The 24,283-nt window shown below is 35.5% G+C and carries 15 protein-coding genes and 1 pseudogene; 9 read left to right on the forward strand and 7 right to left on the reverse strand.

The annotated features are described in order from the left end of the window. The first annotated feature begins 6 nt into the window (after positions 1–6). From QLQ96_RS18450 to QLQ96_RS18475, 6 genes are all read left to right on the forward strand, one after another. Complete coding sequence (locus QLQ96_RS18450; RefSeq protein ID WP_482492382.1) at positions 7–399, forward strand: response regulator; 393 nt, start codon at positions 7–9, stop codon at positions 397–399. A 551-nt stretch (positions 400–950) separates the two neighbouring features. Then, positions 951–4,187, forward strand: a complete 3,237-nt coding sequence (locus QLQ96_RS18455) for a CheR family methyltransferase (protein ID WP_482492383.1) — start codon at positions 951–953, stop codon at positions 4,185–4,187. 141 nt (positions 4,188–4,328) lie between these two features. Then, complete coding sequence (locus tag QLQ96_RS18460; protein ID WP_482492384.1) at positions 4,329–5,417, forward strand: chemotaxis protein CheB; 1,089 nt, start codon at positions 4,329–4,331, stop codon at positions 5,415–5,417. A 23-nt stretch (positions 5,418–5,440) separates the two neighbouring features. Beyond that, the gene (locus QLQ96_RS18465) at positions 5,441–9,154 is read left to right on the forward strand and encodes a CheR family methyltransferase (RefSeq protein WP_482492385.1); all 3,714 of its coding nucleotides are present in this window, start codon (positions 5,441–5,443) and stop codon (positions 9,152–9,154) included. Beyond that, the gene (locus QLQ96_RS18470) at positions 9,130–9,357 is read left to right on the forward strand and encodes a hypothetical protein (RefSeq protein WP_482492386.1); all 228 of its coding nucleotides are present in this window, start codon (positions 9,130–9,132) and stop codon (positions 9,355–9,357) included. The genes QLQ96_RS18465 and QLQ96_RS18470 overlap by 25 nt, the downstream gene beginning before the upstream one ends. After that, positions 9,305–9,667, forward strand: a complete 363-nt coding sequence (locus tag QLQ96_RS18475; protein ID WP_482492387.1) for an HNH endonuclease family protein — start codon at positions 9,305–9,307, stop codon at positions 9,665–9,667. The genes QLQ96_RS18470 and QLQ96_RS18475 overlap by 53 nt, the downstream gene beginning before the upstream one ends. A gap of 335 nt (positions 9,668–10,002) precedes the next feature. Here QLQ96_RS18475 and QLQ96_RS18480 read toward each other — a convergent pair whose 3' ends face one another. From QLQ96_RS18480 to QLQ96_RS18500, 5 genes are all read right to left on the reverse strand, one after another. Continuing rightward, positions 10,003–12,624: a leucine-rich repeat domain-containing protein gene (locus QLQ96_RS18480; RefSeq protein WP_482492388.1), complete on the reverse strand. Its 2,622-nt coding sequence runs from the start codon at positions 12,622–12,624 to the stop codon at positions 10,003–10,005. A gap of 80 nt (positions 12,625–12,704) precedes the next feature. Further along, entirely contained in the window at positions 12,705–14,690 is a 1,986-nt protein-coding gene (locus QLQ96_RS18485) for a DKNYY domain-containing protein (RefSeq protein WP_482492389.1), read from the reverse strand. An 872-nt stretch (positions 14,691–15,562) separates the two neighbouring features. Then, complete coding sequence (locus QLQ96_RS18490; protein ID WP_482492391.1) at positions 15,563–17,050, reverse strand: hypothetical protein; 1,488 nt, start codon at positions 17,048–17,050, stop codon at positions 15,563–15,565. Positions 17,051–17,438: 388 nt separating this feature from the next. Continuing rightward, positions 17,439–17,894 (reverse strand): hypothetical protein, encoded by a 456-nt coding sequence (locus QLQ96_RS18495; RefSeq protein WP_482492393.1) that lies wholly within the window; start codon positions 17,892–17,894, stop codon positions 17,439–17,441. Between the two features lie 19 nt (positions 17,895–17,913). Continuing rightward, on the reverse strand, positions 17,914–18,306 hold the full coding sequence (locus QLQ96_RS18500; RefSeq protein WP_482492395.1) for a hypothetical protein: 393 nt from the start codon (positions 18,304–18,306) through the stop codon (positions 17,914–17,916). Between the two features lie 764 nt (positions 18,307–19,070). Between QLQ96_RS18500 and QLQ96_RS18505 the strand changes: the two genes are divergently transcribed. The 3 genes and pseudogenes from QLQ96_RS18505 to QLQ96_RS18515 all read left to right on the forward strand — a co-directional run. Beyond that, positions 19,071–19,652 carry a TetR/AcrR family transcriptional regulator gene (locus tag QLQ96_RS18505; protein ID WP_482492397.1) on the forward strand — a complete coding sequence of 194 codons (582 nt, stop codon included), beginning with the start codon at positions 19,071–19,073 and terminating at the stop codon, positions 19,650–19,652. Between the two features lie 307 nt (positions 19,653–19,959). Beyond that, a complete protein-coding gene (locus QLQ96_RS18510; protein ID WP_482492398.1) occupies positions 19,960–21,132 on the forward strand; it encodes an MFS transporter in 1,173 nt (390 codons plus the stop codon). 1,185 nt (positions 21,133–22,317) lie between these two features. Beyond that, positions 22,318–22,647, forward strand: a pseudogene (locus QLQ96_RS18515) (helix-turn-helix domain-containing protein); the annotation flags it as partial. 432 nt (positions 22,648–23,079) lie between these two features. On the opposite strand, the gene QLQ96_RS18520 reads toward QLQ96_RS18515, so the two are convergent. After that, on the reverse strand, positions 23,080–23,508 hold the full coding sequence (locus QLQ96_RS18520; RefSeq protein ID WP_482492399.1) for a response regulator: 429 nt from the start codon (positions 23,506–23,508) through the stop codon (positions 23,080–23,082). Between the two features lie 294 nt (positions 23,509–23,802). Continuing rightward, positions 23,803–24,183 (reverse strand): helix-turn-helix domain-containing protein, encoded by a 381-nt coding sequence (locus tag QLQ96_RS18525; RefSeq protein WP_482492401.1) that lies wholly within the window; start codon positions 24,181–24,183, stop codon positions 23,803–23,805. Positions 24,184–24,283 lie beyond the last annotated feature (100 nt).

A 24,283-nucleotide genomic window follows, 5' to 3' on the forward strand; every position in this document is an offset into this window, starting at 1 on the left:
CATTTTATGAAAACCATATTTTTAATTGATGATGATGCCGATGACCGTGAAATTTTTGAGGAATCCTTAGCGGCAGAGCATCCATCAGTTTTTTACCAGGAAGCTGCCAACGGTGCAATTGCCTTTGAAAAATTACGTTCAGAATCCTTCAAGAAGCCTGACCTCATTTTTCTGGATCTCAATATGCCTGTTATGGACGGGAGAACGTTCTTGCAGAAAATAAAAGCAGATCCGGAATTCCGTGATATACCTGTAATAATCTATTCTACTTCTTCGAGCGATTTGGACAAAAAATTTGCGGCAGAAAATCATGCTTCAGAATTTTTGACCAAACAATATTCTCTCCATTTACTGCGCCAGGACATAAAAAAAACGGTGGAGCGCCTTTTACTGTCTTAAAATTAAATCCTCCTTCGGTAATTAACCAAGTAAATTTATATTGCTTATTGCAAATTACTCCTGTTGCGCACCTGCAAATTTTCCTTTCATCAACGCATTAACGTTATGCCTCACATTAAAATCACTTCGAATCTACTCAAAATCTTACAGCATAATTAAGTATTGCATAGTTAAAACCTTTTAACTTTAACATACTGTTCATCAATGCCTTAATAGACAACTAAAAAGGTAAGATGTGAGAATTATGATACAATTGAAAAAAATTATGTAAGAATCAGACCGTTCTTAAACATACTTTAGCCTACCACCAAAAAACTGTTCAAAAGCACCCGATTCATATCAGAATAAATTCGGCGCAATGAATTATAAATAACTGGACGCCTAATAAACGTCTTCGTTAAAAAAGAGATCTGCAGAACGACAACGAAAATTGTATTTCGCTGCAAACAGACTTTCTTATATTATTTGAAATTTATGCGGCTGTGTACCTTCGGCACTTCAGCTGGGGGATTGGACATTAATAGCAGGCAACTGTTTAAATACGCAAAGACATGGACAACCTCAATATAAAAACCAATCGAACAAATCTGCAGGTTATCGGCATCGGCTGTTCTGCAGCTACAATAAATAGTCTCATAGACTTAATAGGCTCGCTTCCCCAGCAAACCGATTCTTCTTTTTTAGTATTTCAGGATTTATCTCAACATCAGGAGCAAAATTTAGCTGAACTTCTCCAAGAAGCTACAAGTATTCCTATTCAGGAAATTGTAAATACTGCAGATCTTAAACCGAATCATATTTATATTATACCGGATGGAAGCATGCTTACTCTTGATCAGGATATCTTAAAAATAAAAAGAATAACCCGAGAGGAAAAAACATCGGAATGCCTGGACCGTTTCTTTGGAATACTTGCCGAAAAATTTGGCAGACATGCCATTGCAATTGCACTGGAATGGTCTGGCACAGATGGTGCTTTTGGACTTAAAAAAATCAGGGAAAAAGGAGGCATATCCATTGCTGCCATACAGCAGATCGGCTTTTCACTGAACGAAGCAACTCTCAGCTATTTTGATTACTCCGTTAAGCCTACGCAAGTTTCAGAACTGTTGGTCCAGTTTCGAACAGCTTTTCGGAACGAAGTCCAATTAACTGCAGAAGGACAGTCTTCTTACATTACTATAATTGAGGAAACTGGATTAAAATCGGATTTATCTTTATATAATTACACTTCCTTGGTACTGCAGCAAAAAATTGGCAAGCGAATGGTTGCCACACGACAGCCAAACCTGCAAAAATACTTAAATGTATTGAAGGATAATCCTGCTGAACAAAATCAGCTTTTTTTTGAAATCCATAACGCTACGGCATTTTTTCATGATCCTACTGCCGATTTTGATCTACTGACTGAGAAAGTATTTCCTGCCTTTATAGACAAAAAAACAGGCAGCGATCTGCGTATCTGGTCAGCGGGATGTTCAACAGGAGAAGAAGTGTATCTGCTGGCCATCATTTTAGATGAATTTTTGAACAAAAATCGCAGAAGCGATCTTAACGTCAAGATATTCGCCACCGATTTTTCCATCAAAAACATTGAAAAAGCAAGAACTGGAATCTATACAGAACAAGATTTAAAATATTTGGATGAAAAAAGAATTTCGCAGTACTTCATCAAAAAAGACAATAACTGGCATGTCAGCAGAATTATACGTGATAACTGCGTATTTGCGGTACATGATCTCGCTAAGGATTTTCCTTTCTCCGGCATTGACCTAATTTCATGCCGAAATGTACTTCACCTCTTTAATAAAGAACTGCAGCGGCAGATTGTTGCTTCCTTTCATTATGCCTTGAAAACTCAGGGTTTCCTTCATGTTGCAAAAACAGATGATCTACAGCCAGATATCGAATTGTTTAACACTGCCACGGAAAAAAAAGGATTATATATTCGAAAAAATACACCCTCACGATTCACCTCACGCACTGCTGTCACCACAAAACAGGAACTCACAAAAAACGAATCAGAACAGCAGTCAAAAGAAGCATTGAAGGATTTTCGTAAAATCACTGCTGAAGTATTGGCTGAACAATATGCTCCTGCAGCGGTACTGATTAATGAGCGTTTTGAAATAGTGCATTTTAATGGTGACACGAGTCCATTTTTACAGCCACCTGCTGGTACGCCAAGCTTTAATATATTAAATATGGTGCATCATGAGGTTCGCACTGTTCTTAAAAATGCAATCCTTAATGCTGGCAGTGAAAAAACAAACCAGCAGCATTACGTCCATATAACAACAAGTAAATCCTATATTATTTTTTTTGAAGTGATTTACCTGCCTTTGCATCCTGAACTCCTGCTAGTTATATTTCATAAAAAATACATTGCTGACATTTCACAGGGAGCGCAATCGGATGCTTCGAAAAAAAGCACCGCATTGAAAGCAAATAATGCCGAACAATTAAATGAAAAGCCGCAGCTCTTTTTTGAAGAACTGCAGACCACCAATCAAGAACTGCTCAGACGCACTGAAGAACTGGAGTCAATCAACGAACAGCTCGAAACCGTTGCAGAGGAACTCCGCTCAAATAATGAAGAGTTGTCCTGTACGAATGAAGAATTGAACGACAGAAGAAATGAACTTTCAATACTTCAAAACGTACATGCCTCACTCCTTAAAAATCTAAAGGAGCCGCTATTGATCATGGATCAGAATTTCATCATTTATAGCGCTACTCCTTCATTCTATCGCTACTTTAACATCCACGAAGAAAAGGTGGAAGGCTTCTCGATTTTGGAAGGCGCCCATATGCATTGGATATCCGCAGAATTTAAGGAACTGGTTCTTCAGAAAATCAACCGCAGGGAAATGGTGCAGGATGTAATTGTGAATTTCAAAATAGGTACGACCTCAAAAACCTGTCTTGTGTATGCTTCAATGATAGAAAATGAACAGTACAATCGACTGATGATTGTCTTTAAAGATATAACAGAAATCCAACAGCTTCAAAAACAGCTAGAAATACAAAATAAAAAACAGCAGGAATACATCCTTAAACTGGAATCATTTACGGCATCTGCGACGGATAAACTGCTTGATCCGGTTCGGAAAATCCAAATGTTCGGAAAGAAAATAGCAGAGGATGAAAAAACGCTCACGCAGGGTGGGAAATACAGTTTAGAAAGACTTCTGAACACCTCGCTAAATCTGGACAGGCTCATTGAAAGCCTGCTCCTGTATTCGAGAATTCATTTCGAGCAGAAAAAACCGAAAAAGACCGATTTAAACCAAATTCTCAGAAAAGCTATAAATGAACTGAAAGCGCCAATAAAAGAAAGCGGCGCACTTATAGAATCCGATGAGCTTCCGCAGCTGCCTGCCATACCCTGCCAGATGAGAATTCTTTTTATGAGTATCATAAACAATGCACTGCAGTTTTCTAACGAAACTTCAGCTCCGATACTAAAAATAAGTATTCAGCATGTAAGGAATATTTCCAAAGAAGCGCATGCATCTGATTCTGAAACAGAATATACAAAACTGTCTTTTAGCGATAATGGTCCAGGATTTCCACAGGATTATGAAAGCCTTGTTTTTGATCCGTTTTATAAACTGCATCGTGATGAAAAGCAATATGGAGCAGGGCTTGGACTTGCGCTGGTCAAGCAGATCGTTTATAACCACCATGGTATTGCAAAAGTAGAAAGCATTATTGGAGAGGGAACTTCGATTCACATATACCTCCCAGTAGTAGTATCTTTTGAGGAACATTACAGTCCCAATTAACCTGCACCTAACAAACGCTTATCGAAGCAGAATCTTGTTGTTCGCCTTTTCAATTTACTGTTTCAGCATTGAATAGATTGGAAAACTATTCACTCTTTATCCTATTTCTGTTTACTATTATAGAAATCAAAATAGCTTCAAATGACAAAAGATCCAATATCTAATTCGGGCAATGCCCGGACTGCCTTATTACCTGATGATTACGTCGTTGTCATAGGCGCATCTGCAGGTGGTTTTCAAGCAATAAAAAAAATCATTAAAGAACTGCCAAATGATTTCCGTCCGCCGATTTTTATAGTCTGGCACACAGGAGCGGAAACAGAGGGTGTGATGCCTAGCGTACTCAACAAAATAAACAGCATCTTTGCTTCTTATGCCGCCGACAACGAAGAAATAAAGCCCAACCGGATCTATATAGCTCCTCCGGATCATCATATGCTGCTTATTACAAATACTATCAAACTTTCTAAAGGACCTAAGGAAAATCATTTCCGTCCTGCTGTTGATCCCTTATTTCGTTCCGCCTCATATTACTTCAGCAGCAGAACAATAGGGATCATTCTTTCTGGAGCGCTTGATGACGGATCATCTGGTCTTTGGAAAATTAAAGCTGCAGGAGGTATCGCTGTTGTTCAGGACCCAAATGACGCTGAAGTGAGATCAATGCCAGAAACTGCAATGAGCAGCTTTAAAACTGACTATTGCGCACCTGCTTCAGAAATTGCGATGCTGCTCACACGGATTATTGAAAAAAAAACAGAAGGAAGACCCTATCAGGACGAACAGACAGCACTTGAAATACAAAGTGCAGCTGGTGACTTCAAAGCAGAACAGCGATCTTTTGATTTGGGAGAGCTTTCGCCTTTTACCTGCCCGGAATGCCACGGCGTATTATCAAGAATAAATGAGGGAAACATACAAAGATACCGCTGTCATACAGGACATGCATTTTCGGCTTCTGTCCTGCTTTCATCCATACGGACAAAAATTGAAAATGACCTTTACACCGCTATGGCAGCAATGGATGAATGCAGTATGCTGCTCAATCATCTCGGAGATCATCTTGCCGAGATGAACAATTCTTCAGCCGCCGCTTTTTACTTTATCAAAGCTAAGGAAACAGAAGTGCATGCGCAGTCTCTGAGAAAGAATTTAAAAGATTTCCAGCAGCTCGATTATTTAATGCCTGAAGCCGAGTTTAAAGATTTGAAAAATGGAACAAAATGTTAACTTTGTTATATTGATGCGGCAATATGAAAAAAAAAGACACTGACAGCACTGATATACGAGTGAAGCAATTGCAGGACAAGCCTGGCAAAAATGATTTTCTGATAACCGGAATTGGAGCATCTGCAGGAGGCATTCAGGCACTGCAGGACTTTTTTTCAAATGTGCCAGAAAAATCAGGTATTGCCTATGTGGTAATCCTCCACCTTTCGCCTGACTATGACAGCCACCTTACCGAAGTACTGCAGCGCCACAGCAAATTAACTGTCAAACAGGTTTTGGAAACGGAAATCCTGACGCCTGACCATGTCTACGTTATATCGTCCAGCAAGCATCTCACGATAGAAAACAACAAAATTACGGCCTCTGCCAATTTGCTGATGGAAGAGCACAGAGCTCCGGTTGACATCTTTTTCCGAAGCATGGCAGACGAATATGGCCCGCGATCCATAGCCATTATCCTTTCTGGAACAGGGGCTAACGGGTCTATGGGCCTAAAGCGTGTAAAGGAAAGAGGCGGCGCTTGTTTTGTTCAGAATCCGCGTGAAGCTGAATACAACGAAATGCCCCGAAGTGCCATCTCCACAAATATGGTTGATGAAGTACTGTCTGCATCCAAAATGCCGGAAAAAATTATTGCATACAAAAACAGCATTCAAAATATAGAAATCACAGATCATCCCGAAAAAAGAACGGATGACCAGCAGCAGGCGCTTCGTGAAATTTTCACGCAGCTGCGCATTCGCACAGGACATGATTTCACCAATTACAAACGTCCTACCCTTCTGAGAAGAATTGAAAGAAGAATCAACATAAGCGGTCTTCCTGACCTGCCGTCTTATGCCGACTTTCTTCATGCGAATCCCGCAGAACCTTCTGCCCTGCTCAAAGATCTGCTTATCTCAGTCACTAATTTTTTTAGGGATAAAAAGCCGTTTGAAGCAATCGAGCACGAAGTCCTGCCGCAGCTTTTCAAAGATAAGACCAGTCAGGATCAGGTGCGCATATGGGTTCCGGGATGTGCTACAGGTGAAGAAGCTTATTCACTGGCGATACTGTGTGCTGAAATTACCATGGGAGCAATCGACGCTCCTAAAGTACAGATTTTTGCCACCGACATTGATGATGCCGCCATTTCCCATGCCAGGGAAGGATTGTACAGCCTTAACGATACAGCGGATGTTTCTCCGGAAAGGCTTCGCCGTTTTTTTAACAAAGAAGGCGACCGCTATCGTATTCGAAGAGAAATAAGGGAAACGATTATGTTTGCCACTCATAATTTTCTTAAAGATCCGCCCTTCTCGCATCTCGATATGGTCAGCTGCCGCAACGTGATGATCTACCTGAATCATGTGGCACAGGAGAGAGTCATTGAAACCTTTCATTTTGCGCTCAAGCCCGGTGCCTTCCTATTTTTGGGAACCTCGGAATCGGTTGACGGTGCCAGTGATCTGTATTCAGTCTACAACCGTGAAAATCATATCTTCCAGCGAAGACAGGTTACCCCGAGATCGTATCCTATACCAGAATCGACTCCTACCCTTCATTTCGAAAAATTCAAAACCGATACCATTACGCAGGAACAGGAAAAGAAAATTCTGGACCGCATCTCTTTCGGCGACCTGCACCAGCAGCTGCTTGAAGAATATGCTCCGCCTTCCCTGGTTGTAAATGAAGAGTTTGAAATTCTGCATCTCACCGAGCGCGCAGGAAGATATCTGCAGATTTCAGGAGGAGAGCCGACCAAGAACCTTTTAAAACTCATTAAGCCGGAACTTCGACTTGAACTTCGTTCCGCACTGTATCAATCCGGACAGAGACAGGGTCCCGTTGAAGCGCGCGGACTTAAGGTTTCCATTAACGACAATACAGAAATACTTACCCTAAAGGTAAGACCTGTGCTGCGCCAGGGAGATACGGCCAAAGGCTTCATACTGGTCATTTTTGAACCCGGCCATGATGACACCCCACGTGAAATACTCCACTCCACTGACGAGTCTTTGGCTCGACAGATGGAAGAAGAACTCATACGCGTTAAAATCCAGCTCCGCACTGCCAATGAACAGCATGATTTTCAGGCTGAAGAAATGAAGGCTTCCAATGAAGAGCTTCAGGCAATGAATGAGGAACTTCGTTCTGCTGCCGAAGAACTCGAAACAAGCAAAGAAGAACTGCAATCGATAAACGAAGAGCTTCGCACCGTAAATCAAGAACTTAAAGTAAAAATAGAAGAAACCAGCGTAGCTAGCAACAACCTGCAGAACATCATCAATTCAACAGATATCGGGACGATATTTTTGGATAGAAGTTTCAGGGTTGCTTTATATACTCCGGCAGCTGCTTCGATCTTTAATTTAATTCCAGCCGACTATGGACGTCCGCTGACTGATATTACCCACAAACTGGAATACCAGCAATTGCAGCAGGATGCAGAAACAGTTCTGGAAAAACTAAATGTGATTGAAAAAGAAGTACGCACAACAGACGGCAGCATTTATTTAATGAGGCTTACCCCTTACCGTACCGATGAAGACCGCATTAATGGGATCATCATCACTTTCATCAATATAACCGAAAGAATAAAAGCAGAAGAAGCATTACGCACTGCTGAGGAACATTACAGACACCAGCTGGAGCAGCAGGTGCAAGAACGAACTGCACAGCTCAAAGAAAGCCGAGACCAGTACCTCACTCTTGTGGAAAACACTCCTGATATAATCACACGATGGGATAAAAACCTGAAGCTTATTTTTGCCAATTCCGCATTTGAGCTTAAAACCGGAGGCATAATAGAAGAGCTTATAGGAAAAACTTATCTGGAAATGGGACAGCCGCAGGAAACCGCCCATCCTTACTTTGAAAGCCTTCAAAAAGTGCTTTTGACCGGTGAAACTGTAGAACATCATAAAACTTTATCGACACCGGCAGGAACAGTTCATCTGCATTCCCGCATTATTCCTGAAAAAAATGATTTAGGAGAGGTAGAAACAATATTGGCTACGGCCCGAGATATAACCGAACTCAAAACGGCAGCTGAAGAAATTAAACGCAAACAGGAGCTCCTGCAGGCCACTATGGACAGTTCTCCAGATATGATTCAGGTCTTTGAATCGATAAGAGATGAAAGAGGTGAAATTGTAGATTTTAAATGGATACTAAACAACCATACCGCTATTGAGGCATACGGCGATGTAATAGGAAAAAATCTGCTCGAACTCAATCCCGGAGTAGCTGAGGAAGGAATTTTTGAAACTTTCAAGCAGGTTGTAGAAACCGGCGCATCCAGTTTTGCCGAACGCCATTACATTCACGAACAGTTCAATGACTGGTTTTACCAGTCTGCAGTAAAACTAAATGATGGGGTGGCGAGCACTACTGTAAAAATCACCAATCTTAAAAAAGCCGAGCAGGAAATTAAATCCAGCAGGGAATTCCTTCGATCCGTTCTAGACAGCTCACTGGATGTCATACAGGTATTAAAGGCGGTACGAAACTCGAGCGGAAAAATTATTGATTTCGAATGGGTGGTTCAGAACAGTAAAGGTTTTGAGCAGAATCAAAACGTTGTAGGGGAAAAACTCCTTGATAAAAATCCAGGAGTAATTGAGGCCGGCATTTTTGACAAACTGGTTCAGGTTACCGAAACCGGCATACGGTCGAAATGGAACAATACTACTCGACAGAGCAGTTTGACGACAGCTGGTTTTATCTGGCCATGGTTAGACAAGATGACGGAGTAGTGATGACTACCCGAAATATTACCGAACAGATCAGGTCAGAAAAAGAACTGCTGGCTTTAAAAGACGAGCTGGCTGAAAAAGCAAATGACCGCTATTTGGAATTGTTTAATTCCATCGATGAAGGCTTCTGTATCATAAAAGTTCTTTTTGATGATAATGGAACGCCTTATGAATTATCTGGATTATTTACTTTGGAAAAGTAACACAAATTTTAAAACTTTTGAGTTTACTTTTAGAAGTTCGGTAGAACATTATTATCCTCAAAACCCAATGGAAGGAAACAAAGAATTAGAAAAGGAGTACCTAGATAACTTCGGAAATCTTTGTTTGATTAGCAGTAGTAAAAATTCACGATTAAGTAATTACATGCCACAAGCCAAAAAAGACCATTATCAAAACAGTACATCAATTGACAGTATTAAACAAAGAATAATGATGGAAGAACCACAATGGGGTAAACAAGAAATCATAAATCACAATGCGCAAATGAAAAAAATATTATTAAATATCTAACAGCTTTGGTTGACATTCAATTTAAAATAAAACGTTATCCAATTTCTTCAAATCATTCACAAAATGGTTCGAAAATTGTCCCGTTAGGGCTACTAAAAACAAGAAACTCTTCTGAGCCCTAACGGGACAATTTTCGAACCGTTTTCATGAGGATTTGAAAAGGATAAATCTATTTCAATCATCAAGTTATGAATTTAATGTATAGGTTATATTAAATCTCATTTTTCTATTTTAGATCTTGACTTTTAATTGTTTTTTAAAGGTTTTAATTCATTCCGATTACTTTATGGTGTCAAATTCCTAGCATAAGAATATTCAATAGTATAATTTCTGTTCTATTGACATGATGTAGAAAAATCAACACCAGAATCTTTAAACCATCGGGAAGAAGGGAAATCTACTTTATCAACCTGAATGCATTTGAGGTTATCATTTTTAAGAGCAGAAACATAAGATATTGTGCTATTATTTCCGTTTTTGAGATTAAGAGAAATCAATTCATTCGAAGAACAAATTAAATCAATCAATGCTGTGTTTTTGGATAAATCTAAAGTTTTGATCTTGTTTTCTTCACATGAAACTCTCATTAATTGCAGATTGTGAGACAGATCTAAATTTTCAAGTTTATTTTGCTGGCAACGAAATTCTTTTAAAGCTGTGTTTTTAGTGATATCTAAAGTTTTCAATAGATTAGAGTTACATTCAAAATGCATTAAAAGAGTATTTTTACTCAGATCCAAATTAGTTAATTTATTTGAACTACAATTTAAATACCATAAAACTGTATTTTTAGAGACATCCAAAGTGTTTAGTTGATTCGATACACAGCTAAAATTATTCAATACTTTGTTTAGACTTATATCCAATGTTTTTAATTTATTCTCATTGCAATACAACATTTTTAAGTCTTTATTTTTAGAAGTATCAAGGTTTGTCAATTGATTATTTGCACAAGCAAGTTTTTCCAATTTTGGGTTCAGGTTTGTGTTTAAAACAGATAAGAGATTATTACTGCAAAACAACTCATCTAAAATTACATTTTTAGATAAATTCAAAGTTGTTAATTTATTATTGTCACACCGTAAAATTGTCAAAGCAATATTGTTAGAAACATCTAAATTTGCTATTTCGTTAGATTGACAATCAATATAGTCTAAATGTAAATTTTTAGATAAATCGAGGTTTGTTATTTGATTCGCATGACAGCCCAATTCGATTAATGAAGTGTTTTTAGTAACACTTAAGTCAGTTAATAAGTTATTGTTACAATATAAGGTAGTCAGTACTTTATTTTCTGAAAGTTCTAAAGTTGTTAATTTATTGCCATCACAATTTAAATTGGTTAGCAATTTATTTTTAGACAATTTCAAAGATTTTAAGTTGTTGTAATCACAATTCAAAGTAATCAACGCTTTATTTTGGCTAACATCTAAAGAAGTCATGTGATTGCGCTGACAATTTAATAAAGTCAGTGCTTTATTATTCGAAACATCTAAATCGATACTATTAGATTCACAATCTAGTTCTTTTAGCACCTTATTTCCCGAAATATCTAAAGTATTAAGATAATTTTCCTGACAGTAAAGCGCAGTTAAATTTTTATTTTTGTTTACAATTAAGGAAGTTATTAGGTTTTTAGTACAAATTAGTTTTGTTAAAGCTTTATATTCGGTAATGTCTAGATTTTTAATGCTATTTCTAGAGCAATCTAATGTTTTTAAAGCGACAAAATCTTCCAAACCTTTCAAGTCTTGGATTTGTCTATTGGAAACATCCAAATCTGTAATCGAGGCAATATTTGCTGTAAAGACTCTTCCGTCTGGTTCACCAGAATCATATTTTAGTGCAATAAGAGCTTTCTCAAAATTAAGATCTGGAATCACCGTGTATCCAGGTTCGATTTCTGCGCATATTATTTTGCATTTTGAAAAGTCTGAAACATCATTGACATGATAAGGTGTTCCATCAAAATCTGCACTAATACATTTTAGATCAGGATTTTCCTCAGTAAACATATAACTTATAAGAGGACAATTTTTAATATTCAAATCAGTTAATTGATTTTTAGAACAATCAAAACCTTTTAAAGAAAGACTGTTTGATAAATCCAATGTTTTTAGCTGATTCTTACTGCATTCCAAACCAGTCAAAGCTTTGTTAGTGCTAAGATCCAATGCAGTCAATTGATTATTGGAACAGTTAATTTCAGTAAGGCTATTATTTTTTGAAAAACTTATAGCTGTCAATTGATTTTCCTGACATTGTATAGAGCCTAGATTAATATTTTGAGTTAAATTCAATTGGGTTAATTTATTATTATTGCATTCCAAAATAATCAAATTTGAATTTTGGCTTAAATTCAGAAAAGCCAATTCATTATTAGAGCATTGTAAATACTCTAAAGTGCTATTTTTATTCAAGTTTAAAGAGGTTAACTGATTTTTGGAACACATTAAATAGTGTAAGACAGTGTTTTTACTCAGGTCTAAAGTTGCTAATTTGTTGTTGGAACAATCTAACTGATTTAATTTTGCATTTTGCGTTACATCTAAAGCTTTCAATTGATTATCATAACACAACAAGTGAGTTAGAATAGTGTTTTTTGTTATATTCAATGATTTTAGTTTGTTATTGCTACAGGATAAAAAGGTTAAGACGGTATTTTTGCTGAGGTCCAGTTTTGTTAATTTATTTCCGAAACAGGTTAAATCATCTAATGCTTCAAAATCTTGTATTCCAGTTAAATCTGAAATGCTTTTTTCTGAAATATTTAGTGATTTTACTTTAGAAATTACAGTCGTTAATACTTTTCCGTCAGGTTTACCAGAATCATATCCCATATCTATCAGGCACTTTTCAAAATTAGCATCAGGAATTAAGGTATATCCTGTTATTGTTTGTGAAAACAAATTAAGTGGCGCGCAACAAAACAAAATAATGAATAGTATTCTTTTCATAAATATTTCTTTTATAAAAAATGGAAAAACAGAATATGATTTTTCAAGCATAAAAAGGGATAATAATCTCTGATTATAATTTATTTATGAATAAGGAAAACAGTAGAATAAAGACATCGAACCGTTTTTCCTTTTATCTGTCCTGGAATCCATTTTGGCATTTTATTCAAAACTCTCAAAGCTTCTGGACCGGAACCATAACCATAATCTCTTAATACTTTTTGATTCGTAATTGTGCCGTCTTTTTCTATTATAAAAGACAAATAAACTTTTCCCTGAAGTATTTCTCCGTCATCTTTTGGTGCTTTAAAGTTTTTATCTATAAATTTCACTTTTGCAGCCATTCCACCATTATAATCGGGCAATACATCGAGTTCTGCTGTATTATAAATTTTGTTTTCGTCTATAGTTCCGGGCGTGATTATTGCCGGACCAGTATATAGAGTGCCAATATTTCCTGTCCCTTCAATGGGTTCATTGCCTAAATATTTAATCTTAACAACATTTGAAATTAGAGCTAGCCAATATCCTTCATCATTTTTAAGAAGATAATAATCAGATGCCGGAGTTGTATCTGAACCACAACCAAGTCTGTAGCCAGTCATAATGGCTAATATTTCGACATTCTTATTTTTAATTATTTTATTAATGCCCCGATAGATATAATCTTTGTCGGCTAGAAAATTGCAGAATGTCTTAACGCTTTGTGCATCAATACCTTTTATGGGAATAAGTTTTTGACCGCCATAATAAATGTAAACGTTATTTTTGTCTTTGTAATAATTCAGAATTCTTTCAAACGTTTCAGCATCTGCAGTGGTTTCTTTACTATTAATGTATATTTTGTTATTCGCTTTATACAATTGATATTCATAATGATTAGTTTGTGTTGAATTGAGGATATCTGTTTTAGCATTTTTTGCGGCATTGATTTGCGCTGGAGAAAGATTTTTATACATTTTCTTCTCATAAAAATCGTAAACCTGATTTTCATAGATTAAATAATAATAACCATGAAAAGTATTTTTGGATGTAACTTTTCGTGTGTATACAAAAGGAAATTTTTTAAGTTCAGATTTTCCTTCTTTTTCGTTCCATTCTTGTCCATAAATTCCATTTTTGTCAAAGTACCAATCTGAAGATGGAATCATTCCAAAAGTTTTAGCGTCAACTGAAGTAAATGGAAAATTTGCGCCCGCATACACCATTTTACCATCAGAAATATAACGGCTGTTTACCTGATCCCAAACTTTAATATTTTCTGGATTTTTGGCTATTAGTGCCGTTTTTTTGCCATCATAATACACAAAATTCTTATCTATAGAATAATGTTTAGACAATGGTCGAATAGTTTTTGCATCAATATTTGGAACAACTGACCTGCCTCCTAATATTAGTACGTCGGTTGAAGTTTTCATTAAATAATGATTTACAGGCCGAAGAGTATCCCCGTTATGCAACCCAATCTCACCATCTATATAAATATAATTTTTATCATAGATGACGGTATTAAAAGTTTCTGAAATTGAATTTACATCAGCGTTTTTTATTTTTTTTAAATTGTAATAAAGATGATTTTTGTCTTTAAAATAAAGTGTTGAAAAATCGGTCGATATGAAACTTTCGACATCAATATCTTCCTTGATTTCGATATTGTTTTTAAAAAGTTTATACTTTGTTTTCCACACTAAATCCGGGCGAATAAGGTAATCAGTATTCCTGATTTCGGCAATAATTTTAAAACCTGTTGTATCAATTGCTATAAAATCTCCATTATAATAAATGCCATTTTTGTCTAAAGCAAAAAGACCATATTTATTGAATCTTGGAAATCTAAAAGATTCAACATCTGCATCTTTTAGAATTTTTCTTTCACTGGTATTCTTTTGAAAAACAATATAGTTTTTATTTTTGATATAAAGCGGAGCCTCAAAACCAGCATTAGGATTTATTACTAAAGTAGTATCTACAACAGGATCTATTATAGAAAAAGAATCTGGAGTTTGTGCACAGCTTAAATTTGAAATCAATATAATTGATAATACTAAGAAGTAATATTTATTCATGTTGTGGTATGTATTGTGGTTTTTTAGGCTCTCTTTATTATATGGATGCGTTAAAATCTAAAAAGGTTGGAGAGAGAAGAATTTTTTTGCTGTTTTTGCATGTTCCAGATAAATTTTTATGCCATGTTTATTTTTTGTTGAGCGCAAAAAACTTAATAATTGGAATAAAAAAAAGGCAAACAACTGTTTCATAGTTTGAAATTATTGAATTGATTTGAGATTAATTACTTTAAAATCAGTGTTTTTATATTTTTATCTCTTATTTTAATTTTTCAGAATTTCTTTATTCTCTCTAAAATAAAGAAATTGATTTCATCAAATTAACAATAAAAAAAGTGTTTTTGACGAATAAATTGCTCTTCATAAGTACATATGCTTGAAATTCGGAAAAGGTTGTGACTAAGTTGATTATTTATGACTTTTGCTTTACGAAAAAATCAATTGTAATTGGAGGTTTAACTTAACGGGACTCGAACCAAATTTGCTTGTAACCGGAGGAGTTTAAAAATTTAAGTAATTGAAACAAGATTTTTCGAACCACAAAAAAGCCTGAGAAATCTATATTTCTCAGGCTTTTACTTTAAAGTAGTAGCCGGAACAGGACTCGAACCAACATCTTATTAAACAATTACCTAATAATTTTATATTATTAAATCATCGCGAATTAAAATGTAAAATAATGTTCCCCGTCAAATCAACACCACGCTCCAACTAACCTCCCCATCGCCGGCCCAAATCAAAAAAAACTAAAAACAATCAAAAAAGAAACTAACTAACTAACTAACTATTTAATACTCTTTCATTTAAATAAACGAAGCTATCCAACCTGCTTTTTTTAACGGTTCATAAATACGGTTAATTAAACTGCAAACTTATTCCGTAAACAAAATTACTTTATAATATTTCTTGTTATCTGTTTCTACCATCCAGATTCCCTGGTCAGAATAAAGCGTTTCAAAATACAATCTATCTCCCTTTTCTGGGATACTTTTTAGGTAATCCATAACTTTTGGATTTATACTTACTGCAGCGAAACCTATCTGAGAAAATACTTTATTTTTCAATTCCTTACAGTCATAAGTATTACTAATAAAATAGGAGTATTTTCCATGACTTAAGTTATTGTTATATTCTATAAAACTGCTTTTAAGCACAGAACCTGATGTTTTATCTATAATTGCTGCATTTGTAAATTCTGTAAAAGAATTAATTGAACATGAAAAAATAAGATTTTTATTGTAATTTGATAAATTTACTTGAAAGGCAGAACTATTGCGAACCTTCTCAAAATAATCCTTGCTGTCTATGTGGTTAACAGATTCCCACAATTTGTTTCCGTTTTTGTCAAATTTAAAAACGTAAAATCCTTTCGGGAAAGCTTTACCTCCTATTTGTTTTGGAGCCTGATCACTAAAAAGCCCATAAATATACATCTCTCCGTTTTCTTGATCTTCATAGTAATTATTGATTGATAAAACATCCAAAGCATACGAGTCGTTTGTAAAACGGGCACTCTGCATACTTTGAGTAGATGTATCAGTCTTTAGGCCTCCACCATTTGAAGAGGTAATAAAATAATTATTGTTTAAGTGGATTGTAAAGGGTTGCGTTTTTATTTTTTTACCTTCAAAATTATAGGCTGTTTTGTACAAAATAACAGTCTGCGAATCTGCCGATAGTGATTTGGTAATCAAATCAAAGTTTTCATTATTATTTAATCTACATACAAAAGTCGGTTCGAAATCAGTTTTAGCAAATTGATCTCCTTTTACTAATGTAAAATCCGGTTTTTCTAATTTTACTCTTGTCTTAGAATTGCTTTTAATTTCGATAACCTCTAAATAGACATCTTCTTTTTCCAAGCTTTTAATACGCCAGCTATTTTCAGCATTTGTAAAACCTAAAACATAATGATCATTTACAGCGCCTGAAAAATCACGCACACTTCCATTGGCATCATAAATATTGTTTCTATTAAAACTTCCAAAATACATGAAGTTAACATCTTTAAACTTATCTTTTGTAATCAATTGCTGTTCACCGTCTATAATAAGATTATAATCTGGAGTCCAGCCCTGATCTTTAGGATCGGTGGTTATATAGCTTTTTTCTGTTCTAGAATAATTACGATAACTTCTCGTATCATTTTCAAACAAAAATGTTTTTTTTCTGCTGCTATCTATGGTAAAAACAGAATTCCCTTTTGATTTGGAAGCGACAGAGAAAACCATTTTTTTTAATTTGGGTAGATATTGAAAAGATCCAGGCGAATTTTCTTTATCTATTTTTTCATCCAATAAAACAGTTTGGGCTGATAGATTGAAAGTTGCTAAGAGCATACATAAAAGTATTTTTTTCATACAATTTGTTTTGTTAATTTAATGCCAAATATAAAATATTTTAACACAAAAAAAACTTCAAAAAAGAAATATTTTTCTTAAAAAAATGACCTGCATTTATCGCGTTTCAATTACCATTTATCCACTCATTTTATTGAATTTGAAATGCATAAAAAACCTAAAATCGTATTTTCAAATAATAAAAAAAATAAAAAGTTCTTATATTTAAAGAGATTCAAAGTGATTAGATTACTATCCTTTCGGACGATTAGTGCCTGTCAGACATGGCAGCAGTGATAACTTTCGTTATGGTTTCCAAGATCAGGTTTCGCGATTATTCCACAGGCTTATCTTTAATAACGATAATTCCACTAAAGCCCAATCTCGCTTAACTTTGCTATAGGCAGTTTTATTCTGATGTTTTAATGTAGAATGGAAGTCTATACTGCGTATTACATGTATCAAAAATGGTTGTTTCATTCTTTTGTCTTATCACTGCCATTAATTCTTTACAGAAATCTTCAACTCCCGCTGCGGCACAATTGCTTTTTCCTTTCGTATCGATCTTGTAATTTGAAATTAAGCAATTGGAGTCGATGGTGAAATTAACATACACCGTTTCATTTTCTACAAAACATTCGTCCGCTAACCAAATGGAACTTCTGATTTGTGAAGACTTCCAATCTTGCCTAATACTTTTGGTTACGATAAGTTCTCCAAACTTTATTTTAATTCGCTTGGTAATCAATGTATCTTTTATATTGTTTTGAGAATAGGTGAAAGAAATCATCAGCATAATAGACAGCTGTAATACTTTTTTAAAAATCGATTTTTCTTTCATTACAATTGCGTGATTAATTGCCAAAATTTGTTTTTAGGAGCTGTTAGTGGCAGTTTTTTATCTTTTCAAACAATTCAAAAATATATTTCTTTAAAAATTCGGTATTAAAAGCTTTGTGATATATTTCATTATTATCTTTTTGGTGTTCTATAACAATTCCATTAATTTTTGAATAATAACTTTCCTTTTGATAAAATATTTTCCCATCATTAAATTGGAATACATTAGTACGCCAATTATCTTCAGAATTTTTACTTTTCTCTTGAACTACAATGAGATGAAAAGTTTTGTTGTCCTCTTCTAGATAATATATTGTACTTAATTTACTTTTGCTATTTTTAAAGTAGCTTTCTGCTTCAATTCCACCAAATTTTTCATTGTAATTGAATTTTATATCAATACTGTCAAGCGTAATTGTTCGTAAAGTTGTTGACATATAGTTTTGGCTAAATAAAAGCACACTTTTAAAACACAAAATAAACAATATTAAGCTTTTCATAAGTTGTCTTTAAATAGTTAGGTCTTAAGAATGACCGCTAACTAGAATATACTACTTAAAACATTAGGCATATTTTCAGCCCAAAATTAGGTAGATATGTCTGATTAACGTCAGCGCTTATTTATTATCAAATATATAATAATAAGCTTTAAAATGATTGAAAGTTTTTTTTATAATTTGTCCTATACTTCTCGTACAAGATGAATAGTAACGCGATAGCTGACCACTACTTGAATAATATAAATTCAAACGGTTATACCTCTTTTAAAATCTTTAAATCTTCCATTAAGTGGTTCGAATTCTGTACCGTCAAGGTCACAAAAAATTCCATTTTCTAACGAAATGGATTTTTTTTATGTGTAATTATTGCTAAGTGGGCTTTCTGTGATCTTATAAAATTTTCAAAACTCCCCAACTAACTTCCAAATAAATTTTAGTGGGAAGTTTCAACAATTGCTGTTTACTGGTATATAAAAATTGAGTCAATGAAACAATTAAATATTGAACTTTATAGCACCACTAGCAGGGAATTGTTTCAGAAGGAAAATTAAAAATTTTAGTGAAAAAATATTACGAAATAGTAAATGCACCTAAACCTAAAAATATTAAAAAATAATCCTCTCGATATTCCAAGAAAAAAAAATAAAAATAATCTGCAATTAATAATAAACTGACCAGTTTATTATTATATTTGCATCGTTATGGCAAGAACAAAGGAATTTGATTATGAACAGAAATTGGATATTGCGCTGGAACTTTTCTGGACGCAGGGATATCATGTGACTTCTATCACTGACTTGGAGACGCACTTAGGAATTAATCGAAGCAGTATTTATCCAACTTATGGAGATAAAAAAGCGCTGCTTATTAAATGCCTGAATAAGTATATGAAATCTAAAGTATCAGAATATGAAGGTATTTTAAAACCCGGCCAGACTGATGCAGTTGAAACTTTAAGAGCATTATTAAAGCTGGCAGTAGATCAAAGCATAAAAGAAGACAGAATATGTCTGGCTGTTAAAATTGCATTTGAACTGGCATTAACTGACAAGGAGGTCAGACATCTGCTTGCAGCGAATGAGAAAAAGATAGAACACATCTATTTTGAAGCATTAAAGCTTGGGCAGCGCCAGGGGAGCATTAAAGCTGGTTTAGACACAAAACTGGCTGCTGATTTCTTTGCCAGTTCCTCTAGTGCAATGTTCAAGAATTATGCATTAAATAAAAATCGGAAATATATCTACGATATGATAGAGACTTTAATCCTAATGGCTAAAGCCTAAATAGTTCGCCTTGAAACGAAATTAATTATAATAAAATATTTTTTTAACCTTTTTTAAACCGATCAGTTTAATATGAAATAAATGTAAACAAAAGAATTGCATACTTGGAATGCATTGACGTTATCAAAATAATTAAGTACAGATTTCGCTGCGCTTGCAAGCTAAACTGTACATTATATAAAAATCGAAGGTGTCGTTGTGGCATTTTAAAAACTTTAACCACTGCGATTAAAATGAACTGGAAACTTTCGAACAGAATTAATAAGTAATAAAATTTTTTAACCTTTTTTAAACCGAACAGTTTAATATGAATTCAAATTTAAATAAAAGAATAGCGTACATCGGATGTCTGGGCGTTATCGGAATTATAAGCACAGAATTTGGCGTAATTGGCATCTTGCCTCAGATTGCTGACCACTACAAAATAAATATTGGAACCGCAGGGTATCTCTTGAGCATATTTGCTTTAACTATTGCCCTTACAGGACCTTTCATGGTTTTATACGTATCAAAATTTGACAAAAAGAAAATTATGATGTATGCCTTGGGATTTTTCCTGATTTCTAATTTCTTTTCCATTTTCAGCCCTCCTTTCTGGCTTCTGATGATACTTCGAATACTGCCCACGATTTTGCATCCAGCATTTTTTTCAATGGTAATTGCCGCTGCAACAAAAGACACATCTGCTCAAATGCAGATGCGCTTAACCAGTATTATAATTGGAGGCATAGCCCTTGCACAGGTAACACTTATTCCATTCACCACATTTATTGCAAGTATTTACACCTGGCAGTTAAGTTATGTTATTCAGGGCTTGCTCATTTTGATAACATTGATCATCATTTACAAGTTTCTGCCCTCTATGCCCAACAAGGAGGTGAAGTCTTTTAAAAACCAATTGAGCATACTCAAAAGACCCAGGTTTATTGCCGGGACTGCTTTAAACCTGCTTCTTATAACTGCCTGGTTTTGTTCCTATAGTTATTTTGCCGATTATCTTTCGAAAGAAAAAGGCTTAAGTGCGCAGCAGATCAGCTATATGCTGCTTTTGTTTGGAATAATGGGTGTGATATCTAACTTTCTGGCAGGCCGTTTACTGGGAAGATATATGTTCTGGACTACCCTATTTTTCCTTGCAGGTACATTTCTGCTTCCATTTGCATTTCAATATACTGGTAGTTCACTGCTCAGCATATCAATTGTGGTGGGGTTTTGGGGAATTATGTATGGACCATGTTTCCTAATTGGCGTCGGCCATATGGTATCGGCTGCATCCGATGCAAAAGAATTCGCGAACAGTCTTCAGACTTCGTTTGGAAATCTTGGTGTTTCACTAGGCACTGCTATTGGCGGATGGTTTATTAATCATTACGGAATATCAATTACGCCATGGATTGGTCTGGCTTTCGGTGTACTGGCTGTAATTGTAATTTTTTGGAGAGCCTGGCTTGATCGAGCTGTTACAGCTGAGAATCTTTAAAGATTTGCAAAAAATATTATTTAAAATGCGGTATTTGAAGACCGCAATTTTTTTTGAAAAAAGTGTATCTAATTTGATTCCTTTGTATGGCATATGCAGTATGGAATCGATTCTATTTTCAAACAAAACGCCAAAGCGAGAATAAATGCCAATTTAGTCTAAAAGGCTGGGGAAAAACATGTTTTTTTTTTTCAATTTCCATCTTAATTAAATTTTGGTCACATCCCCTATTGACGCGTGCCTACCGCTGGTGAACGCAGCGAAATGCTGACAAATATGGCCAAAACAAAAAAACTCTAGATTTCTGTAAAGCTTTTTCTTAACAGCGGAAACATGACTCTAACCTCTCCTGCAAATCTCAATAAATTATACAAAATCAAACGACGACTAAGTAATTATCCCATTCAAATCAACGCCCATCTCCAACCAACTTCCCCTTCACCGGCCAAAATCAAAAAAAACTGAATAATTAAAACAATCTAGATAGGAAAGAAAAACATATCAAAACTAACTAACTAACTAACTAACTAACTAACTAACTAACTAACTAACTAACTAACTAACTAACTAACTAACTAACTAACTAACTAACTAACTAACTAACTAACTAACTAACTAACTAACTAACTAACTAACTAACTAACTAACTAACTAACTAACTAACTAACTAACTAACTAACTAACTAACTAACTAACTAACTAACTTTTTTGCCAGATCTTTTACCGCAAGAAACAGCCTGATAGCATGGCATTTAACTAATTTATCCCTCCAGCACTTGCACATTCTCCTTGAGAAGATCTAATATTCTGAAGCTGTCCGTATTTCCCTTAAACCCCCTTAGTCCCATACTTGCAGAACTCTTTTAACGGTGGCTCCGAAAATAAGCGCTTTATGCGCCCGCAATTGCTATTGCCCTGCAGCCATGCGCTATACTATCGCAAAACATCGCCGCCGGCTTATAGGCTCCAACCATTTTTATATCTTTCCAAAAAAGCTCCAATTAGACAAAACTGAAACATTTTTAATCAAATTTAAAAGTCTCTGAGAGCGTCTGGGTTTACTTTTGCACATCCAATAAATTGCATGATGATTTAACCATTAAAGAGACATATATAAGGAAAAGAGTTAATTGATCTGTTTTAAGCATAACCTAAACTGCGCCATTAAAAAAACAGTATTAATTTTTCGAAGAACCCCATAAGATTGATCTGGCCGCATTTATGGAGAAGAACTTTATGTTTAACATGCCATTGGAAAAGTTTGCCTATTTGGCAGGCCGGAGCCTTACAACCTTTAAGCGGGATTTCAATAAGGCCTTCAATAGTACGCCGCAGCGCTGGCTGACCAAAAAAAGATTGGAGCTGGCGTATTACCAGCTTGCCGAAAAAAATAAAAAACCTGCTGAGGTCTATTGCGAGACCGGATTTGAGAATTTATCGCATTTTTCATTTGCCTTCAAAAAACAATTCGGCTATCCGCCAACCGAATTGCTGAAAATAAATAAGAACTGCTAAAGAGACTGTATTAATGCTTTTTTATGCAAAATCATGTGGCTCTATACAGCTGCCATCTCCATTGAAAGCATTATTAGCTTGGCGTCAAAATCCATTCCACAGGCTAATTGGAACTGATACCTTTCTTTCCATAAAATTTTAAGGCTGGCTATTATGATTTGCAAATTATCTGAATATATGCTGCGTAAATAATACATGCCACTTTTAAGGCAATTATACTTCAATCCCCAGCCTAGACAACCAAACCAACTTTACGGCATTAAAAGGCAGGCACTGCCAATAGTATACCCATCACTTCAGATCTTCCATAAAATTTACACAAAATCTGCAGTCAGGCCAGTAAAAACACATGCGGCTTCTTTTTTGCAAATGCCTTAAGCTAAGACTACCTCTTCAGCCCTATAGACAGCCCGACTACAAGCAAAGCGCTCCCTAATCTGCAAGAGGAAAATCACTGCGAATCATCTCCAGCTTATCTCTGCTGATAGGCTTGTTTATAAACCCGCTGACAAGAGGATTGCCTTGGGCCCGCTCAATGTCATCGGGATGCAGAGAAGTTGTGAGCATCAGAATTTTGCTTTTTGCTTTAGCATCGTCGGGAAACGTGCCATACTGCTCCAGAAACCCATACCCGTCCATGCCCGGCATGTTGATGTCCAGAAAAATAAATTCCGGCAAGGAATCGGGCTCATCTTTCAGCGACCTGAGATACTCTAATGCCTCAAAAGCAGTTTGACTCAAAATTACTTCTTGGGCAAAGCTGCATTTTTCAACCATTTTTTTTGCAATAAATCGGTCTGTTGGATTGTCATCGACAACCATAATCTTTTTGTAAAATGTTTTTTGCGGTACTGCGTCCATCAATTATTTATTATTTATTTATTTTGAAATTGGTATAAAAAAGCGGTCCCCTCTTCCATATCGGAAGACCGCTTTATCTTTCTGGCAGGGCTGCTTGCAGCTTCCTGTACGATAGACAGTCTAGACGTGATTGCATGCCCGATGAAAATATAGCAGATCCTAGTAGAGGACTCTTATGGAGTGCAAGCCAGACCATAAGCTAAAAGACCAAAGGCTCTGGGTTTCTTCATCAATAATGGAATTTCATTTGCCAGCCCCCAAATCCGCCTTTAGCCGCATAAAAGAACTACTGCTCTACATTGGATTTCCTCTGGCCAGTTTTAAATATTCCGAAGGCGTCTGTCCCGCAAGTTTTATAAACGCCCTGTAGCAGGTGGCTCTGGATTTAAATCCGCAGGCCGCTGTCATTTTTTCGAGCGTTAAGTCTTTCCACTCAGAATCGTTTAACCTTTCTTTGAAATGCCTGATTCTCCATAAATGCATATAATCGCTGAAACTGAGCCCCATTTCCGAATTAATCAGATAGGAAAGATTGTGGAGCTTTATTCCCGTTTCTTCCGCAAGATCAGGGAGAGAAAAATTGCTTTTCAAATAAAGCCTTTTCGAAGTTAGAGCTCTTTCTATATCTGCCAAATAAGCCTGTTTCTGCTCTGGCGCCAGTTTTTTAAAATCCATGTTTTTTTTTAAATTGCAGTAATATAAAATAGGTAAAGCAAAATGATACGCTAAAGGATGGCAGCGCTGTGCTGGCCCATCCGAAAAGCATAGGGCCGAA

The sequence above is a fragment of the Flavobacterium sp. B167r genome, assembly GCF_056824315.1.

Coding starts and splice junctions, on each gene's coding strand:
- QLQ96_RS18450 (WP_482492382.1), top strand. CDS start 7: ATGAAAACCATATTTTTAATTGATGATGATGCCGATGACCGTGAAATT.
- QLQ96_RS18455 (WP_482492383.1), top strand. CDS start 951: ATGGACAACCTCAATATAAAAACCAATCGAACAAATCTGCAGGTTATC.
- QLQ96_RS18460 (WP_482492384.1), top strand. CDS start 4,329: ATGACAAAAGATCCAATATCTAATTCGGGCAATGCCCGGACTGCCTTA.
- QLQ96_RS18465 (WP_482492385.1), top strand. CDS start 5,441: ATGAAAAAAAAAGACACTGACAGCACTGATATACGAGTGAAGCAATTG.
- QLQ96_RS18470 (WP_482492386.1), top strand. CDS start 9,130: ATGGTTAGACAAGATGACGGAGTAGTGATGACTACCCGAAATATTACC.
- QLQ96_RS18475 (WP_482492387.1), top strand. CDS start 9,305: ATGATAATGGAACGCCTTATGAATTATCTGGATTATTTACTTTGGAAA.
- QLQ96_RS18480 (WP_482492388.1), bottom strand. CDS start 12,624: ATGAAAAGAATACTATTCATTATTTTGTTTTGTTGCGCGCCACTTAAT.
- QLQ96_RS18485 (WP_482492389.1), bottom strand. CDS start 14,690: ATGAATAAATATTACTTCTTAGTATTATCAATTATATTGATTTCAAAT.
- QLQ96_RS18490 (WP_482492391.1), bottom strand. CDS start 17,050: ATGAAAAAAATACTTTTATGTATGCTCTTAGCAACTTTCAATCTATCA.
- QLQ96_RS18500 (WP_482492395.1), bottom strand. CDS start 18,306: ATGTCAACAACTTTACGAACAATTACGCTTGACAGTATTGATATAAAA.
- QLQ96_RS18505 (WP_482492397.1), top strand. CDS start 19,071: ATGGCAAGAACAAAGGAATTTGATTATGAACAGAAATTGGATATTGCG.
- QLQ96_RS18510 (WP_482492398.1), top strand. CDS start 19,960: ATGAATTCAAATTTAAATAAAAGAATAGCGTACATCGGATGTCTGGGC.
- QLQ96_RS18520 (WP_482492399.1), bottom strand. CDS start 23,508: ATGGACGCAGTACCGCAAAAAACATTTTACAAAAAGATTATGGTTGTC.
- QLQ96_RS18525 (WP_482492401.1), bottom strand. CDS start 24,183: ATGGATTTTAAAAAACTGGCGCCAGAGCAGAAACAGGCTTATTTGGCA.